This is a genomic window from Chryseobacterium sp. ISL-6, from assembly GCF_018613715.1.
GTDB classification, from domain to species: Bacteria; Bacteroidota; Bacteroidia; order Flavobacteriales; family Weeksellaceae; genus Chryseobacterium; species Chryseobacterium paludis.
Genome location: NZ_JAGGPT010000003.1, coordinates 1 through 18,258, shown reverse-complemented (window position 1 = coordinate 18,258; position 18,258 = coordinate 1). Strand labels below are relative to the sequence as shown.

At 30.8% G+C, this 18,258-nt stretch carries 19 protein-coding genes; 16 read left to right on the top strand and 3 right to left on the bottom strand.

The window, feature by feature from the left end:
• The first annotated feature begins 4 nt into the window (after positions 1-4).
• Positions 5-493 carry a hypothetical protein gene (locus J7E44_RS06250; protein WP_214826704.1) on the top strand — a complete coding sequence of 163 codons (489 nt, stop codon included), beginning with the start codon at positions 5-7 and terminating at the stop codon, positions 491-493.
• A gap of 276 nt (positions 494-769) precedes the next feature.
• On the opposite strand, the gene J7E44_RS06245 is transcribed toward J7E44_RS06250, so the two are convergent.
• Together J7E44_RS06245 and J7E44_RS06240 are read right to left on the bottom strand one after the other, a co-directional pair.
• A complete protein-coding gene (locus J7E44_RS06245; RefSeq protein WP_214826702.1) occupies positions 770-1,864 on the bottom strand; it encodes a hypothetical protein in 1,095 nt (364 codons plus the stop codon).
• Between the two features lies 1 nt (position 1,865).
• Positions 1,866-2,681 (bottom strand): RNA polymerase sigma factor, encoded by an 816-nt coding sequence (locus J7E44_RS06240; protein ID WP_214826700.1) that lies wholly within the window; start codon positions 2,679-2,681, stop codon positions 1,866-1,868.
• Between the two features lie 397 nt (positions 2,682-3,078).
• Between J7E44_RS06240 and J7E44_RS06235 the strand changes: the two genes are divergently transcribed.
• The 15 genes from J7E44_RS06235 (at position 3,079) to J7E44_RS06165 (ending at position 15,651) form a co-directional block, all read left to right on the top strand.
• Positions 3,079-3,303 (top strand): helix-turn-helix domain-containing protein, encoded by a 225-nt coding sequence (locus J7E44_RS06235; RefSeq protein WP_214826483.1) that lies wholly within the window; start codon positions 3,079-3,081, stop codon positions 3,301-3,303.
• Between the two features lie 392 nt (positions 3,304-3,695).
• The gene (locus J7E44_RS06230) at positions 3,696-4,244 is read left to right on the top strand and encodes a recombinase family protein (protein ID WP_214827228.1); all 549 of its coding nucleotides are present in this window, start codon (positions 3,696-3,698) and stop codon (positions 4,242-4,244) included.
• 237 nt (positions 4,245-4,481) lie between these two features.
• The gene (locus J7E44_RS06225) at positions 4,482-6,059 is read left to right on the top strand and encodes an HD domain-containing protein (RefSeq protein ID WP_214826697.1); all 1,578 of its coding nucleotides are present in this window, start codon (positions 4,482-4,484) and stop codon (positions 6,057-6,059) included.
• Between the two features lie 10 nt (positions 6,060-6,069).
• Positions 6,070-6,273 (top strand): hypothetical protein, encoded by a 204-nt coding sequence (locus tag J7E44_RS06220; RefSeq protein ID WP_214826695.1) that lies wholly within the window; start codon positions 6,070-6,072, stop codon positions 6,271-6,273.
• A 39-nt stretch (positions 6,274-6,312) separates the two neighbouring features.
• Positions 6,313-6,720, top strand: a complete 408-nt coding sequence (locus J7E44_RS06215) for a PDDEXK-like family protein (RefSeq protein ID WP_214826694.1) — start codon at positions 6,313-6,315, stop codon at positions 6,718-6,720.
• A gap of 14 nt (positions 6,721-6,734) precedes the next feature.
• Positions 6,735-6,884: a hypothetical protein gene (locus tag J7E44_RS06210; RefSeq protein ID WP_214826693.1), complete on the top strand. Its 150-nt coding sequence runs from the start codon at positions 6,735-6,737 to the stop codon at positions 6,882-6,884.
• Between the two features lie 6 nt (positions 6,885-6,890).
• Positions 6,891-7,451, top strand: coding sequence for a hypothetical protein (locus tag J7E44_RS06205; RefSeq protein ID WP_214826691.1), 561 nt, complete (start codon positions 6,891-6,893; stop codon positions 7,449-7,451).
• Positions 7,452-7,610: 159 nt separating this feature from the next.
• Positions 7,611-8,948 (top strand): hypothetical protein, encoded by a 1,338-nt coding sequence (locus tag J7E44_RS06200; RefSeq protein WP_214826689.1) that lies wholly within the window; start codon positions 7,611-7,613, stop codon positions 8,946-8,948.
• Between the two features lie 222 nt (positions 8,949-9,170).
• Positions 9,171-10,901 (top strand): DUF7380 domain-containing protein, encoded by a 1,731-nt coding sequence (locus J7E44_RS06195; protein ID WP_214826685.1) that lies wholly within the window; start codon positions 9,171-9,173, stop codon positions 10,899-10,901.
• A 325-nt stretch (positions 10,902-11,226) separates the two neighbouring features.
• Positions 11,227-11,778 (top strand): DUF4468 domain-containing protein, encoded by a 552-nt coding sequence (locus tag J7E44_RS06190; RefSeq protein WP_214826682.1) that lies wholly within the window; start codon positions 11,227-11,229, stop codon positions 11,776-11,778.
• Between the two features lie 180 nt (positions 11,779-11,958).
• On the top strand, positions 11,959-12,426 hold the full coding sequence (locus J7E44_RS06185) for a hypothetical protein (protein WP_214826679.1): 468 nt from the start codon (positions 11,959-11,961) through the stop codon (positions 12,424-12,426).
• Complete coding sequence (locus J7E44_RS06180; protein ID WP_214826676.1) at positions 12,420-12,698, top strand: hypothetical protein; 279 nt, start codon at positions 12,420-12,422, stop codon at positions 12,696-12,698. The genes J7E44_RS06185 and J7E44_RS06180 overlap by 7 nt, the downstream gene beginning before the upstream one ends.
• Before the next feature lie 180 nt (positions 12,699-12,878).
• Positions 12,879-13,175, top strand: coding sequence for a hypothetical protein (locus tag J7E44_RS06175; protein ID WP_214826673.1), 297 nt, complete (start codon positions 12,879-12,881; stop codon positions 13,173-13,175).
• Positions 13,176-13,442: 267 nt separating this feature from the next.
• The gene (locus J7E44_RS06170) at positions 13,443-15,233 is read left to right on the top strand and encodes an nSTAND3 domain-containing NTPase (protein ID WP_214826670.1); all 1,791 of its coding nucleotides are present in this window, start codon (positions 13,443-13,445) and stop codon (positions 15,231-15,233) included.
• A gap of 190 nt (positions 15,234-15,423) precedes the next feature.
• Positions 15,424-15,651 carry a hypothetical protein gene (locus J7E44_RS06165; protein ID WP_214826668.1) on the top strand — a complete coding sequence of 76 codons (228 nt, stop codon included), beginning with the start codon at positions 15,424-15,426 and terminating at the stop codon, positions 15,649-15,651.
• Positions 15,652-15,782: 131 nt separating this feature from the next.
• Here the strand turns inward: J7E44_RS06165 and J7E44_RS24380 are convergent, their stop codons facing one another.
• Complete coding sequence (locus J7E44_RS24380; protein ID WP_214826665.1) at positions 15,783-18,203, bottom strand: DEAD/DEAH box helicase; 2,421 nt, start codon at positions 18,201-18,203, stop codon at positions 15,783-15,785.
• Positions 18,204-18,258 lie beyond the last annotated feature (55 nt).

Below are 18,258 nucleotides of genomic sequence, written 5' to 3'. Positions count from 1 at the left end.
AATTATGAAAAAAATAGTATTTCTATTACTAGTACTTTTATTATTTAACTGTACAAAAAAAACTGAACTAAAAAAGAAAATCTCTGATAATGATACAATTAATAAAACAGAGTTTGTAAAATTTGATTTCAATGATAAAGAGTTGCAGAATAATCTGAGTAAAGCAATTTTAGATGGTGATACTATTGCATATATAAGAAGTTATAAAAAATATACGACTAATGGTAGGGATAAAGAATTCTTATATTATGCAATACTAATGGCTGAGAAGAATAATTATAAAAGAGCATATTATGATATATCTAGAATTCTAGCATTAAGAACTGATGATCCTTTATCTAAAAAATATAAATTTTCTAGTTTTTTTGGAACATATTCATTTTTGAAATCATACGAAATGGGTGATGATTTTGCAAAGGAAGACATAAAGGATTTTTATTTAGAAAAAAAGATACCTATTCCAAAATCGTCATCGGTTTATTGTGATCATTAAAATTAAATAATTAAGATAAGAGTAGAATTTTCTACTCTTATTTTTTTAATGAGCATAAGTTTTAGAGCAAGGGAGATGATTATCTTGAAAATGTAGTACTGAGTCATGCTAAAGCTCAATAGGGAGCGCAGAGGTCATTGAAGAAATAATTATTATCCTTTAAGAAGTAATTACTAAAAAAAAGGAGCCCACGCCGTTGTATATACTACTAAGTATTTAGTGAGTGTTCATGACCTCACCTTACGGGTGTACAAGCACCCTCGTTATTTTTTTCATTTATCCAATAATTAATTCGATACCAGCCTTTTCTGCTTTATATTTTATTTTGGTCTGCAATTCATAATAACTCCAGTTGCGAAGCACAAATTCCTGTTCTTTTGCAATTCCTATCTTGTCTTCCTGATTTTTAAGAATAAGTGTGCCCGCCTGGTGCTGAATGCAGAAATCGATAAGCTTCCTGCTATACAAATGAAGTCGATGACTTACATACCTGCTTTCCAAATTTTCTGTTTTATAAAGAGCTTTTTGTTTCCGTTTGGCTCCATTTCCTGAACGGGCAAAGGCGATGCCGGTTTGAATCCTTTTTTGACTTGCCTGAATTGCAAGCCTGCGGTATAAAAACTCTTCTTTCGAGCCTATATTCATTCGCACATTGTTGGTTTTTACTACGATAGGATGTTCCAGAGACAGGGAAGCTTCTGCAATGATTTCGGGTTTTAAAATGTGTTCTTCTTTTTCAAATTTAAATACTGCAAGCCAAAAGATTTTCCCGGCTTTCAGTTGTATTTGCGATGTGCAAAGTTTTATCTCTTCTCTTAAGAGGCGTTCCATTATCAATCGCTTATCAGAGAAGTCTTTACCTAAATACGTTTTAACAGGAATAGCAAACATGTTGAAGCAAAATGCTTTCTTTTGTAAATCATATTTCATTTTACTGATGCATTTGACTGGAAGCGGAATTGGAATGTCTTTTTTAAAATTCCTCAAAGACTTTAAGCCCTGCCAGTAGTTGGCTTTGTTTTTAGAAAAGGTTGATTGAATCGTGTTATTTAGGCTTCCCAGAATATCGGTGGGGATTTCTCCTTTAAAACGGTCAAAGACCATCCGTGCAGTTGAATTTGTTTTCGAACGTGTGAACATTCCCATTTCATCTTTGCTTGCATCGGCCAGCTTATATTGGATTTCTTCTGTGAGGTAAAAGAAATCCTTAATCATTTCCTGAACATACAGATGGGAAGCAATTAAATTAGCTGCCCGGAAACAGCGGTTCTGATACCGATAAAGTTTTTCCCACATCTCGTTTTTTTCATTTGCAGGAAGATCGATCAGTAGCTGAATTTTTCGGGTAAGTGTAATCGTGGATTTTTCCATTTCAAAGAGGTATTTCAGAAGTGTTTTGATTTTGTAGATATTGATATGCATACAGAAATTCCCGATGAACCTCCTTTTCAGGTAATTTGAGTTCTTGGGCAATAACCTTGAAAGAGGATTTCTGATCAAACCTTCTTTTCATGATCTCAAGTTGTTGACTGCTGAGTTTTTCTCTCTGTTCCTTATTATCGAAAGCTTTTTCCTGTGGCTGTTCAAAAGAACTTCTATTAAGAATTTTCCGAAGGTCATTTATAGCTCTGCTCACCTCATTGCTAATGTCTTTCACACTGCTTCCCATTGCTTCTGCGATAGGTTTGTGCTGAAAGCCATATTCAAGGCAAAGTTCAATCAGGTGTTTCCTTTTGGGATCCAGAACGGGTAAAACCTTTTTGACTTCATCGAAATTTTTCTGATCGGATTTCTGGCTAAGTAAATACTCTTTATCTTTCAAAGGATCGTAACCTGCAAGATAATCCTGATAATTCTCAAAACTGTCAAGAGAAGCCATTAAGCGGTTGAATTTATTTTTTGGAGCAGTGACATACGATATACAATCTCTTTTCATAACAAACCGTAAAAAGCCAGTAATATGATTAGGCGTTTCAATGGTGTCACGGTGTAGCCATAATTTAAGGAATGTATCCTGAACAATAGTGTCCACTACAAAATCATCCTTAAGCACCTGCCATCCAACCCAGAAAAGAAGTCTTTTATAACGGAGATGAATGTGTTCCAGAGCGGTCGGATTGCCTTTTTTCAGCAGTTCGTACAACTGAAGATTGCTCAACTTCCGGGGTAAAGAGTCTGTTCTTTTCATAAGCAGCGTTTTTTAGCTAAATTATTGCTGGAAGGAACTGCTTAGATCTCTAAGAAGAATTCTACTTATTATTCATACCACTATTCTTTAAATTTTGCACAAAAGAAAAAGCGTGGAACTCAACTTATTGACTAGAGGTACTGGTATACCCGTGTACGATAAGAGAGCCCACGCCGCGGTCGTGAGCTAATTTACTTATCTTCTCGTACACATAAAAATTACCAGTTTTCTAGTCGAGAATCTAAGCAATAGCTTCGATTATTATTTTTGAAGTATTGCAAAGTTACCTTTATTGTAACTTATTTAGCAAATATAAAACATTTTTCTTTATGTAGGTTAATTCGACTACAAAAATTTATTGAAATCTCATCATTTTGTCTTATCAAAGTCAACCGTAATGAATAAATTAGAATTTAGAATAGCATTTGGTAAAAGAGTTGAGATATTTAGAAAAAAGCTGAATTTGAGTTATAGAGAGTTGGCTCAAAAATGTGATGTAGATCATAGTAATATTAGTAAAATAGAAAAAGGGGAAACAGATCTTAGAATCTCTACTATTCAAGAGTTAGCCAAAGGACTAGATGTACATCCACAGGAACTATTTGATTTTAAATTAAAGTAAGAAAAATTACTCTTGAACAATTTTTAAACTCATAGATGAATAAAATACCGATTCTCGTCGGTATTTTATTCATCTTGTAAAAATGATGAGAGTATTTGGGATATAGATATTTTAATCAGTTTGATTAAATGATTTAAGATATTTTTAAAATATTTGGTAATACTAATATAGATATACGGTAGTATTTTGAGATTTTAAAAGATGTGGAAATTCACATCTTATTTTTTTAATTTATTTTCTCAAAATCTCGTATCATTAAACAAAGTTTCATAAACTTACGAAGTATGAGTTTAATATAACAAAATATGAAAATTGGATATGCAAGGGTTTCGACCAAAGACCAAAATTTAGATTTACATATTGAAGCTTTATAGAAAGCAGGTTGTGAGAAAATTTATCAGGAGAAAATTTCAGGTGCAACAAAAAATCGACCTGAACTTGATAAAATGATTGAACAGTTCAGAGAAGATGATGAACTTTATGTTTGGAGACTGGATCGATTAGGGAGAAGCCAGAAAAATATTATTGATCTGGTTTTAAGTTTAAGTGATCAAGGGATTATTATAAAAGAAATTACCGATGGAGTGGATACTTCAACTATGAATGGTCGGCTTTTTTTAAATATAATGACATCGCTGTCTGAATACGAGCGCGAGCTGATAAGAGAAAGAACCAATGCAGGATTGCAATCTGCCAGGGCAAGGGGGAGATTGGGTGGCAGACCAAAGGGTTACACTGGGGGAACAATTTCCAAACTATTACTCCTGCGGTCTATATATAAGGATGTCACTAAACGTCCAGAAGAAATTTATAAGCCATTTGGATTGACCAGGGCAACATTTTATAGGTACGCTAAAATTTTGGATAATCATACAGATGAAGAAATTAAAAATATGGGAATTAAAAGTATTAATTTTAAAATGGACAACTCATATAATTAATCACTATACTCAGAATTTTTTTCTTCATAAGAAACATATTTATTATATTTCGAGAAACTAATAAATATGACAAAATTCGATATAGACAATGAACTGTTATTATCATTAGCTGATATTACTAAATTAGTAATTCCTCTTTTCGCAGCTATAATAGCATCTTATCTTACGTATAGTTTATTTTCTAAAAAAGATAATAATTTATATAACCCAATTTTTTAATTTTAAAAAAATACAGATATGATTGAAAATTACAGAGATAATTACTACGGAAGTATTCTTGATCCATTACATGGAGATATAAAATTATCAGAAGTTGAAAAATGGATAATTCAACAGCCTATTTTTACAAGGTTACGAAGAGTAAAACAAAATACATTTCTATACTACGTTTTTCCTTCTGCAAATCATACGCGTTTTGAACATTCAATCGGTGTTATGCATTTAGCGGGAAAAATATTTGATTCTTGTAAAGAGAATTTTGCTACAGGAAAAAAGAAAAAGGAAAAGTACTCCATCAAAGGAGAAACTAGTTTCTTTGATTTAAATAATTTAGGTGATCGAGAAGAGGTTTTCTATCAAGAATTAAGATTAGCAGCACTTTTACACGATATTGGGCATGGTCCATTATCACATCTTTTCGATGAATTTGCAATAAGTAAAGATGTCTTTTTAAATATTGTAAAAAGTTCATCGGTTATAAGTCGTTATCATTCTGGATTTGAAAAGCTAATTAAGGCTAATAAAGAAAAAGTTGAACATGAAATAATTTCGTGTGCGTTCATTTTTCTGCTAATTGATGAATTGAAGAAAGAAAATCTTCATAATGTGCACAAATTTTCCAACTCTATAAAGAAAAATATTGAAGATTTATCTGCTGAAAGAATAGTAAAATTGATTGAACCAGATTTTGAAGATTTATTAGATTATTCGGATTCCCAAGATAATAATTACACATCATTCTTTTCTCGAATAATTACTGCTTTTCCCATTGACGCCGATAGAATGGATTATCTTTTAAGGGATAGTTATTTTTCTGGAGTAACATATGGCATTTATGATATTAATAGAATTTTTTCCTCTTTTATGGCAACCGTAGATGATAATATTGTATATCTTACTTATAAAGAAAGTGGTTTAGATTCAATGCTTAGATTTATACAATCCAGATCCCATTTATACAATCAGGTATATTTTCATAAAACAAATAGATCCGCAAATTCAATGTTAGCTTTTGCCACAACATCAAGCAGAGTAAAAAATGTAAAGCTGTTGGATAAAAGTAGGACATTAGAAGATCTAAGAGATTTTTATATAAAAAATGGTGACGACGTTTTTTTACGATATACAGTTAAAAAAGACGTTATTAAAGGTCAACTTGAAAAGGATATTTTATATGAATTATTAGATAGAAAATTATTTAAAAGGGTATATCAAGCAAAAATCATATTAAGTCCTTCGGAATTTGCAGAATTTGAGAAACTACAATTAATAAAAAAATGCATTGACGAAAAGTTAACCCCGCTTGTTTCTGAAAATATTTATGCGACAGCAGATATATATCAAAATAAAACATTCAAAGATTCAGATCTAAAATCTATACTCATCGCACAAAAAGATGTGGGTGATTATAAATTTGATGCGATGTGGGAAAATGTAAACAAAGAGTTCTCTTTAATGGATATGAATGTTGTGATGATTAGAATTTATACAAGAAGAACATTTGTAAATTCCGAAGATTTTGAAACAAAAAAGAAATTAATTCTGCAAACAGTTTCTACAGAAATTTCTGAATTAGAAAATTATTCAACGAAATAATAATTATAAAATGAATCCATTTACTTTTAGAGAGTTAGAATTAAAATACGGAGATTTTATATTCTTAATAGATGAAAAGGGAGAAGGTTTTTCTGATATGTATGAAGGAGAATATGATAATTCCACTGAAACTTTTAAATTTAATAATAGTTCAAAAGGAATTACAGAAACTATTTACATTGAAAATCTTCAACATTTAGAACTGATTAAGTAGGAAAAATATAGATTTGATCCACAAAAAAATAATGAGATTATGGCAGAAATTCAAAGAAATAGTACTGGTCTTTCTGGAGAGTATTTTGTTGCAGCTGAACTTCTAAGGAGAGGATTCAGCGTTGGAATTATTATGGGAAATGCAAAGTCAATCGATATTCTTGCAGAAAAAGATGGCAAACAATTTATTATTCAAGTCAAAGCAATTTATAAAAGAAAGAATGTAGGGTGGCCAATAATGAAAGACAAAATTAATTTGAATCACTATTATATTTTTGTAAATCTAAATGGAGATCAAATGTCTGCTCCTAACTTTTTTATTGCTACAGGTAAAGAAGCCTATGACAAGTGCAAACAATATTCAACTAGAGGTATTGTAGATCTTTCAACTCTAAACAATGTGGATTTTCTAGGTAACTGGGAAAAACTAAACAAAGATTCATTTTAAAATCTCAAAAAACGATGGAAAAAGCACCTTTTAGAATGACCACAGAACAAGAAAATAATCTTAGATTATCACTGATTAAACGAGGTTTAAATGATGTTCAAATTTCTGATATTTTTCAGAGAATAAAAAATGAAGAAGATTATTTAAAGTATTTAAAATCTTAAAAAACGATGAAAATTAAACTATTAACTATAACCATTATATCTTGTATTTTCTTTAGCTGTGGAAATGGAGAACAAAAGAAAAATATAAAGGGAAACGTGTCTAATAAAAAAATATCAATCAACCACCCTAAACTTGAGGAACTCAAAACTGAAGCATCTCGTTTAAGGGCTGGAGGTTCAATAAAGACTGTAGAATTAATCGACAGAAAAGCGACCATAACTTATGTATCAAACTTTACGGATTACAAAGAAATCAATCCGCAATCATCTTTGACTGAATCAGAATTGAAAGCATATTGGGAATCTGGAGATGCTATTGAAAAAGCACTTATTGATGGCTCTGTTAGAATAATGCGAAAACTCGACTTTATAGACGAAGTAAATATCATTTTACCTTATGAGGAAAAAATGTATAAAATTTCAGTAAATAAATCAGAACTTGAAAAATTCATCGGAACAGATTTTAAATCAATTACGGACAATTGGAATAAAACATTCTCTGATCCTTACGTTTATAACAAAAAAGGCAGAGAAGCATTTTTTAAAAAATTTGGAGCAGTAAAATAGTAGATGTACATAACTTTGACTTAAAAGAGTTAAGCTAAGTCTCAAAAAATGATACAAATGAAGAAATAAAGAATATGGCAGTTAAAAAATAATATTTACGCAAATTGGTTGCGTAGTAGGAGTGTATTTTTGTATTAAATAAATTATAATTCCCGCAAAATGACAGACAAAGATAAAATTGAAGATAATTCTTCGTTTGAAGAATTTAGAAATAATTTAAAGGGGGGGAAGTCAGTAAAAAAAATTGTATCACTCTTAGCACCTTTTAGTTCAAAAGCTAAAGAAATTTTGGATGCTTTTGAAAATTTTGATGAGATTGAAAAACAATTCGACGAGATTTCCAAAAGTCCTGACCAATTTAATAATTATTTCAGCGGACTTGGCTGGATTGCTCACGAGTCAGGTAATCACGATCTGATTATGGAATGCATTAATTTGGCAGAATCTGACAATATAAAAGCTGCTGAGGAGAAACTAGCCGATCACTATACTTCCGAGGAAATACAATGGTTGGTAACTTCAACATACGGTGTTCCTGAGTTTAGAAAGCGAAATAATTTAATTAGTGCAGCCTTTGAAGATACAAAAGCCCAAAGATTTCACTCTGCCATCCCATTACTGTTAATGATTATTGATGGTACTGTCAATGACATCAGTAAGAGCAAAGGCTTTTTTGCGGAAAATACTGATCTTACCGCGTGGGATTCTATTGCTGCGCATAGTACAGGTCTCTCCAAGCTTAGGGACATTTTAAATGTGACACGAAAGTCGACAACTACTGAAGAGATATTTTTCCCTTACAGAAATGGAATATTGCATGGAAGAGATATTTCTTATGCTAATAAATATGTTGCTGGCAAAGCATGGTTAACATTATTTGCTATTAATGATTGGGCAAAAGCTTTGCAAAAAAATAAAGAAAACCCACCCAAGGAGACTAAGAAGTCTACACTGAAAGAGGCACTATCAGACTTGAAAGAAACTACTGATAAATACAAACTGCAGAAAGAAAAAAGAGCGGAAACTGATAAATTCATGAATCATTGGAAATCCAGAAAACCTGTCGTAAATATAGATTTTCCAACTCAGGGAACAGAGGAAGAATATACAGAATTTACGCCAGAGCGAGATGCTGTTTACTTTTTAACAAATTGGCAGAAAAGTAATTACGGTCAAATGGCTAAACAGATTTGCTTATTTTCCGATGAATTTAATATGGGTAAAGAAGCCGGAAGAGTTCGAAAAGTTTTTGACCAAAAGAATTTGAAAACCTTTGAAATATTATCAGTTGAACATCAAGCGCCTGCAATTGCAGAAGTAAAGGTAATAGTAATTGTGTTATTTAACGAAATAGAATATGCAAAAGAAATAATGTTGCGAATGCTTTATCAGAATGAGCAACGAGAAAATATGGTGTACGGCCAAAGCGGAGGTGTTTGGAGGTATATGGATTCTTTCTTTTTTCATAAAATCGAAATGCTGGATTGGGATTATTAAAAATTGATAATTATATTAAAGAATTTACTGAAAGCAAACCAGAAGAAATCAATTGTGTCTTTCAGTTCGTTGAATGGAATTGATGAAAAAAAGCTTAGTGGTAGATTTAATGAATTGACAGGCTGAAAATTTGATCAACTTCAGAATTTTAAATGAATTAAATTAATAACCTAAAAATACATTGCGATGCAATTTACAGATCTTGAATCTTATTATACTTATTTGGAAGAAGATGAAAATTTTTCCATTCGTGATTTTAATACAACTAAATATCTAAAAATTCTTGGTGACAGCTTTTCTAAAATAGAGCTTAAAAAAATATGTTCTTACGAGCAGTTTTTTTGCGACTTTTCAATTAAAAAAGGAGAACACATTCCCCAATATCAAATGGGTAATTATAAGTACCCAACATTGGAAATGTTTGATGATAATTTCGTTTACCTTAAAAAAAGAGCTGAGGAAACTATTAATCCGAAATACAAATCTAGATACAATCATATACTTTGGCTTAGTCCTCAAAAACATTATAACTATGCAAAGCAGGCGATTGAAAGTTATATGACTCTTCTTGAAAATTCTAATTTTGCTGCTGCTGATAATTTACTTAATCATTCTTTTAGAACATATTTCGAAAATCTTTTTCTTTTAACGCAGAGCATAAACTATAAAAGTCTTGAAACTATTGATTACTTTATCGCACTTTTGTCAGGAGATAAAATAACCGAGTTCTCCAAATATGCCATCATGAAATTTATAGTTGAGAATATTAAAAAAAGTGATACTTCGCTTTTTGAGAAGTTTTTCGATTATGCCAGTAATCAATTGGAGATTGCAGAGGATAGATTATTAGAAAGTTTTCTGAAATTATTGATAATTCTTAGTCAAAAACTAAAAAAATCCCCAGCGACTTTCCACGAGAAACTTGGCGATTGGCATATTTCGCAACTGAAAAAGGAAGATAAACAAGGTTTTGTGGCTCACCATTTTTATTTGAATGCATTAGAAGAGTATAGACAAGCAAATCAGAAAGAGAAAATTGAGCAAACAAGTGTATTGCTTGAACAAGCTAAGAAGACGATTAATTTAAAGAGAATTCCTTTTGAAATTAAAGATGATAAAATATTGGAAAAACTTAATCAATATTGGAAAATAACCTATGATAATATTGAGCGGATTGTAACTGAAAAATCAAGTAAAGATATTTATGAATATCTTATACTAGAGGATTTTTTACCTAAACCAAATTCAGAAGAAGAGCAACCTAAATCAGCATTATTCGATTTGGTTACAACGATGACATTTGACATTAATAGAAATGTAAATAAAAATAAATCCGGAATGATCAACTCGTATCATTTCCATATTAATAATTTTACTTTTCGACAAATTAGCTGTGTATTTTTGGAAGGTATAAAGGAAGGAAAAATTACATTCGAATCTTTAATTAACTACCTGAAAAATTATACATGGTACGCAACAGATTTTACTTATTTAGATAACAATAACGAAAAACAGGGATTTGACTGGATTGAATTGCTGACACCTTCTTTACAAGGTTTTTTTAATCAGATCGAAGCTGATATTAAGACGACTACAAATCATAATCAGGGATATATTGTTGCGATAGATAGTTTGGTCTTAAAATTTGAAGGCTTGCTCAGGGAATTTTCTAGAGCAATCGAAGCGCAAACAATCGAATTTAAAGCAGACGGAACTGAAGAGCGTATTTCATTCGATAAGCTCTTAGATAACGAAAAAATCACGGACTTAATACCAGCCAATGATATTGCTTTTTTTAAATATCTTTTTACGACAGAAGGTATGAATCTAAGAAATAATATTGCACATTGTTTTTATAAAACAGAGAATTATAGCTCTGCCACAATGCTATTACTAATAGTTGCCTTACTAAGACTCGGTAATTATCGCTTTGAGAAGAAACTTAATAAATAAAATTTATTTGGGATAGCTGGAAAATGTGATATCGACAAGTATATAATTAGTAGAATTTAATGACTAAAGAAATTTTTCAAATGCTACTCACTGAGAGCGAATTATCAATTTTAGACTTTAAGAAAAAAGAATATAAAACTTGGGACGAAAAATTAAATGATTTTAACATAATTAATCTCAAAAAACGATCAAAATAAAATTTTATTTTAGTAACATAAATGGCTTTACGTATGTTATATCTATCGGATTGACACAATGCGTAAATTTGAAAGTTGGCGACAAGACCACACATCCGATTAATATTTAACTTTAAACCTATATTATTATGAAAAAAATTACGCTTTTACTGTTACTAATGTTTGCAAATTTTAGTTTCGGACAGAAAATAACTGTCACTCCAACAGGTTTAAAAGACTCGGGAAATATTGAGAAATCTTTTGTAATAATTCACGCAGAAGGTAAAACTGCTAAACAGTTATACGATGAATCTTTAAAATATATCAATAAAAATTACAAAAGCGCTGATGATGTTATAAAAGGTAAAACAGATGGAGAATATTTGAAATTTGTGACTTTCGCGCCAAGTTTTATCACAATTAAAAATGGATTTGCAAAAGCACCATTTACAGCAAAATATACAACGGAACTTTCTTTTAAAGATAATAAAGTAAAATACGAGATCATTGAACTAGAAATGTATAATGAGGCAAATTATAAGCTAAATTTTACGGGAAGCGAAATTTCATTCTTTATATTTAATAAGAAAGGTGAATTAAAAAAAGAAGATGCTAAAAATAGTATTGAAGAGTATTTTAATGCAAATATTCTTTCTTTATCAAATTTTTTGCAAGGTAAAACAGTTGAAGATAAATGGTAACGTACAGCCGCTAACATCGGTTTTGCGCTATAGCTGCTTTAAGTTATCAAATTATGTTTTAATTTCCTAATTTCGTTTTGTCCAGCCAAGCGAACTTAGTTCCAATTTCCGCAGCAGTCGCAAAGCCACAGGACGTTAGCTGCAATATTAAAAAGCAGTTATCAAAAGAAAATTTACACAATGAAACAAAATTCAATTTTTATTTTTTCAGCCTTGATTTTCATTACAAAATCTTGTAACGGACAAGATAATAAGCTTCAAATTTCTGAACAAAAAACTAGTAAAATTGAAAAAATGGATTTAAAAGAGGAACCAAGTTTTGAAAGCCAAATTGTATTTCTAAAAAAATCAATGATTGAATATATGGAAACCGCAAATCCATCATATTCAAAAAATGACGTTGAAGAATGCGGGAAAATTCTAACAAATTATCTTTCTGAAATTTCAAATTCAAAATCAAAAGAAGATGGAATGAATATCGTAAAAAACATTGTTGAAAAATTAAACAAGCTGAATGAAAAATGCAATTTTGAGCTAATAGAAACTTCTGAACGAGAACAAATTGTTGAAATAATAATTTTATCAAGTAGTAAAAAAGGCTATAATAAACCAGAAGAAGATCTTACCGAAAATTGGAGAGAATGGTAAATTTAGAAGAACTTGACCAAGTAAAAATCACTGAATTTCTCAAACTTCATACAAGTAAAAACAAGTTTGTAATTACCCCAAGTTCAATTTTAAAAAATATGGGTTTTCCGGTTTCGGAACATAAATTTATGCTTGAAAATAAATCAACTATTTTAAAACTTAAAAAAATTCTCGCAAAACTTAATAAAGAAGGAGTTTTATCTCAACGAAAATTAAAACAAGATTTTAAAGGAATTAAAGAAATTGGATATGATTATGTTATCGAAAATTAAAAAATACTGCAGCCAACATGAACATGTTTGGCAAAAGTAGTAGAGCGAAACTGCAAAGTTCAACGGTATTTCTTCGATTGAACTTTTGTGCAAAATTGAATATTTGTGCTTCGATTGCCCACCATCACAAAGCCACTATACGTTAATGATAGATCGAACTAATTCTCACAAAACGATAATATGACAGAAAATTATATTCAATATGCAAGCGGCTATCAAAAAGATAATATTGATGAAAAGGACATAGTAAAAGCTATATCAGACATTAAATTAATGGATGACGAACATGGAGCATTTTGGGTTTCAGTTATAACCGATGATGAAAATGTAATTGAAGTAAATAAAGATTTATCACTTTTTGTAATTTTCGAAGGACGACAAACCAAGTATCAGGCTAAAGATTGGAAGGAAGTCACAGAACTTTATAAGCTACTATTGATGGAAAAATTCGATGTAATAACCGAGAGAGTAAAATAGAAATGAATAAATCTCAAAAAACGATCAGAATTAGTATCCTTATCCATTGCTTTTACTTTAGTAAGTTCAATATAATAAATAAAATAAAATGACGCTGATTTTTTTTAGCTACTCTCTTCTAATATGATATGTAAGTAAGTTATTTTAGAAAACTTAGATTATTGATATAAAGTGTAATTGAGGTAAAATATAAAAGTTTTAGATTTTATATAACAAATTTATATAACAGTAAAAAAAATCATATTTTCATATTTAAATGATTTAACCATGGCCGATTATGATTTTTCAACTTTAAACAGTACAGATTTAGAAGAATTAGTTTGTGATCTTTTAAATGCGCGGGAGGGAGCAGATTCTTCAGTTAAATACAGGACTTTTAAAGAAGGTAAAGATCAAGGAATAGATTTTCTGTATTCTATTGAAGGTAAAATGCATGAGCATGTAGGACAAGTTAAACATTATTATCGTACAGGATTCAAAGGTATGTTAAGTAAGCTTGAAAATGAAGAAGTTGATAAAGTTATAAAACTTAATCCGAATAATTATATTTTCGCTACATCAGTAGATCTTAGCGTTGGACAAATCAAGAAAATAAGTGATGTGTTTCAACCATATATTCGGAATTTGCATGATATTTATGGGAAAAAAGATCTCAATAGATTATTAGAACTTCATGAGAATGTTCTTACTGCTCACTATAAACTTTGGTTTTCTGATACTTCAATACTTAGTAAAATATTAAACTCTGACCTTCAGTTTCGTTCGTCCGACTTTGTTGAAGATGAACTAAAAAAAAGAATACGCATTTATGTAAGAACACCTTTGTTAGATCAGGTTAGAGAGAATTTGAAAACAAATAATTTCATTATTATTACTGGAGAACCGGGGGTGGGTAAGACTACATTAGCAGAGATGCTGACGTATGAAAACATTAGTCAAGGCTACGAATTGCTTTACATTATGGACGATATTAAGGATATTGAAAAAGTAATTAGGAATGATGATTCAAAACAGATATTTTACTTTGATGATTTCTTAGGTAGCAACGCAATGGAGGTTAATAAAGCACAAGGTAGTGAGAGTGCATTGATAGGAATTATAGGACGCATTAAAAAAATGGTCAATAAGAAGCTCATATTTACGACCAGAAGTATAATTTTAAATACAGTAATCAATGAGTCTGATAGATTTACAAGGTTTAGTAGAACGATTAATGAAAAGGTCTTTCACCTTACCGAATATTCCAAAGGCATCAAAGAACAACTTCTTAGAAATCATATTGAGGAATCTGAAATGAGTGATGTTTTAAAGAGTGTTTTTTATAACAGAAGGGTAATTGAATATATCGTATCTCATCAAAACTTTAATCCACGTTCTGTTGAATTCATTACGTTAAATGAAAATGTTAAAAACTTTCGACCAGATGAATATCTAAAGTATATTGTAGCAAATTTTAGGAACCCATCTGAAATATGGAGGAAAGCTTATGAGCATCAAATAAATCATTTTGATCGTTGGGTCTTAAATACATTATTAACTTTTGATGGAAAGGTTGAAGAAAGTTTACTTAATAAGGCATTCAATAAAAGGCTTGAAATCTTCGGCAATGATGATCCTTCAATTCCTGTACATCCTTTCACAAGAAGTATTGAAAAACTGGATAAAGGATTCATTATAAGGAAGAGTGGTACTGTCGATTTTATTAATCCATCATTAAAAGATTTTTTAATAAATTTTGTTGGAACTGATCGACTGGAAATAGCAAAGATGTTTAATTCAGTTCAATATGTGAAGCAACTCTCAGATTTGTTTCTTTCAATGGTAAGTACAAATCAGATCGCGGTTACCGAAGACTTTAAAGATAACTTGATGAGAAATTATGAGCATTATCTTAGACCAAAAAATATAAATTATGATCTTATTCATGTTGCCACAATAATAAACAATATTGTACAAGATAATAATGAAAATAAAAATAAAGTCTTAGTTAAAATTGTATTAGAAATCAGAGATTGGGAGGCTTTACATAACAACTACGAACTAAATCTTATTATTTAAGAAATTTGTTGAGTCCACAAAGCTTAACAGGAGTGTTAATAGAGCTTTAATTTCCAAAACCGAAGATATTGTAAATGAATTATTTTCCGGAGAGTACGACCTTGAAAGGGCAGTTGATCTTTTAGAAGACTTAAAAGACACTTTCAACTTAGACTTCTCTATTTTTAACACTTTTAAGATTGAAAGACATTTGCACGATTTATTCTCTGAACATATATCAAATGAACTTGATAATATAAAGGACTACGTGATCGATGTAAGTGAAGTAGGAGAGTTTAGAGAAAAAATGGATGATTTAAATGAACGAGTTCAACTTTTGGGTCTAAATTTTGAGGCAGATATGAAAGACTTTGACTGCGATTGGGATGATATTGGTAGAATGAATGATTTGAGAAGCAGAATGGAAAAAGACGATTAAAAACTTTTATACTATTTCAAATATGCTTTTTTTTCTTTGTGTCTGTTTCATCAATTTTATAAGATAATGAATATGAAAAATCTTTAATTGGAATTATGACAAAGTGATATTTAGAAAGGAAAATGGTGTCTTTATTTCACTAGAATTTCTGAAATTCTTTTCCATTCCATCCCTGTCAAAGAGGAATTCCGTGGTCTAAAATCGTCCCAATCATTATTAGTTAGAGAACTTACAGTATTTCTAAGTGATCTGTAAGAATATTCATTTAAATTTCCTTCAATAAGATTTTGAAATGAAAAAGCCAGTGATCGAGGAACACCAATCATCCTAAAAGCAAGTGATTTTTCATTATCAACCCCAAAGTATACCAGAGATGGGATATGCGAATCTTTAATATCAGTATCTCCCTTAACAATGCCTTCTAATACGCTGAGTCCCCAAGATGCTTTAAATCTGATGTCGTTCATTTTTTTTACGAAATTTGTTATTCGATTTTCTGTATCGTGTGCATTTGCATCTTGAATATTAAAAGTCGGATGCAAATTTGCAATACTAACCAAATTATCACCTTTTACCCAATCTATTATAATCTTTGCATAAAGTTCTGCATTGAATGGTGTATTGGCTTGAACACCTAATCTTGTTTCTCTCAGTGCCGCTATAACCTTTATTTTTTCAGTTAAATTTTGTTGATTGGAACTGTCAAACAATTGTTCTTTTGACCAAGTAGAGAGATCTCTTATTTCAATATTTGAACGTGCTTCTCTCATGACATTTAATACTGATGGCACAGAAAATCCTGTTTTATCAGCAAATGCTATAACTCCTCGGTCTTTATAATTATTTTGAAGATGTAAATAAATTGATTTGCATATTGATATGAATTTCTCACGCTTATCATTATCATCCAGCAGGTGATATTGTAATGAATCCTTAAATAGGTCCTCTATTTCTGTGATGTAATATTCGTGCTCACTCACATTCAGTAAGTGCACAAAATATTGGAACAGAGGGACAAGAGAGTCAGAATAATTACTAAATAAATGTGTGAATCCGTTAGGTGTAGTTAAGCTTCTTTCGATTGAATCTGCATTGTCAAACAGCTGAGCTAGTACACTTGTTAAAACATTTGCACTGTCTTTTATTAGTTCCTTAGCATTATTGATGTTAGCCGCACTGTTAAAAGGCATTATTATTTTTCCGTAATTATCTACAAGAGTTCGACCCGCTCTTCCAGCAATATTCCAAAAATCATTAGAATCTAGCCTACTGTGCTGCCCTCTTCTGAAGTCATCAAAAAAAACTGAAGATACCGGGAAGTTCACACCTTCTGCAATGGTAGTAGTAGCACAAACATACTGAATTTGCTTTTGTCGGATTAAATGTTCGACAAGTAGCTTGGTCTCATCCGACATGCCAGAGTGATGAGTCACAATTCCTTTACTGATAACCTTTGATAATGTTGTCCCGCTACCAACTTCGTCTTCAATGAATTTTTTCACAAGTTTAACATCATCAGATAAACTATTTTTCTCGATTCTATTATAAATAAAATCAGCTCTGCTATTTGCAGTACCTTTTCCATAACATAAAATCAGCATAGTCTTATCACTTTCAGAAAAATGTTTGATTGAAAATTCAAAAATTTTATCTTTTTCACCAGAGCTTTCAATCTGATAAGGATTATTGAAAACAGTTTTTTCAATTGGTTTTATTGAATCATAAGGTGAATTTAGGACCTCAAGATGAATTTCGTTTTTAGTTTTGTTGATTTTTGTGTTAAGACCAATTATTAATTTTTCAGAAGGTTTCCAATCTACAAAAATTGAATTCCCTCCACCGAGCCACTCTGTAATGGTTTCATTAGCATTTTTAATAAAGGGTGAAAGAAGCATATATTTAGCATTGGGCTTTTCCCTCCGTAAGATAGCTAGCAGTAATTCTAATTTTGCACCTCTTTCTCCATTTTGTATTGTATGTGCTTCATCTACTATGAACATTGAGACATCTTCTACAGATGGGTGTCTTCTCCTAATTAATAAATCTAATTTTTCAGGAGTTGACACAAGCACATCAATTTTCTCATCTCCAGTTAGAAATGAATTTTCGGTAGGATCAATTTCAATAGCCGATGAGGTTTTTTCAATAGCAAAACCCAGTTCTCCAAGATCGGATTTTAAATCAAAGTATACTTGGTTTACCAACGCTCGTGAGGGTACAATATATACTATTTTTGCATCTGCTCTAAGCGCTTTAGTAATTATGATATTGAATTCGGCAAGAAGAGTTTTTCCTGCACTTGTTGGCATCTGTAATACAGTGACATTGGCTGCAACATCTAGTAGATTGTCGCCTAAAGCTTTTCGTTGTGATGGTAAAAGTTCGAGCATTCCCATATCTGCTTTAATTTTACACAATTCTCTAATTTTATCATTGAACTTTGTATTTGTCCAGATTGCATTTTTGTGCAAAATATTTAATCCAAGTTCAAATATGTTCAGAATACTAACAATACGAGGTTGGCTTTTCGACACTTTTTTAGCGACGTCCAAATGTTGTCTTATTACTGCATCAATACGTTCTCTGTATGTAAATCGTCAGCAAAAA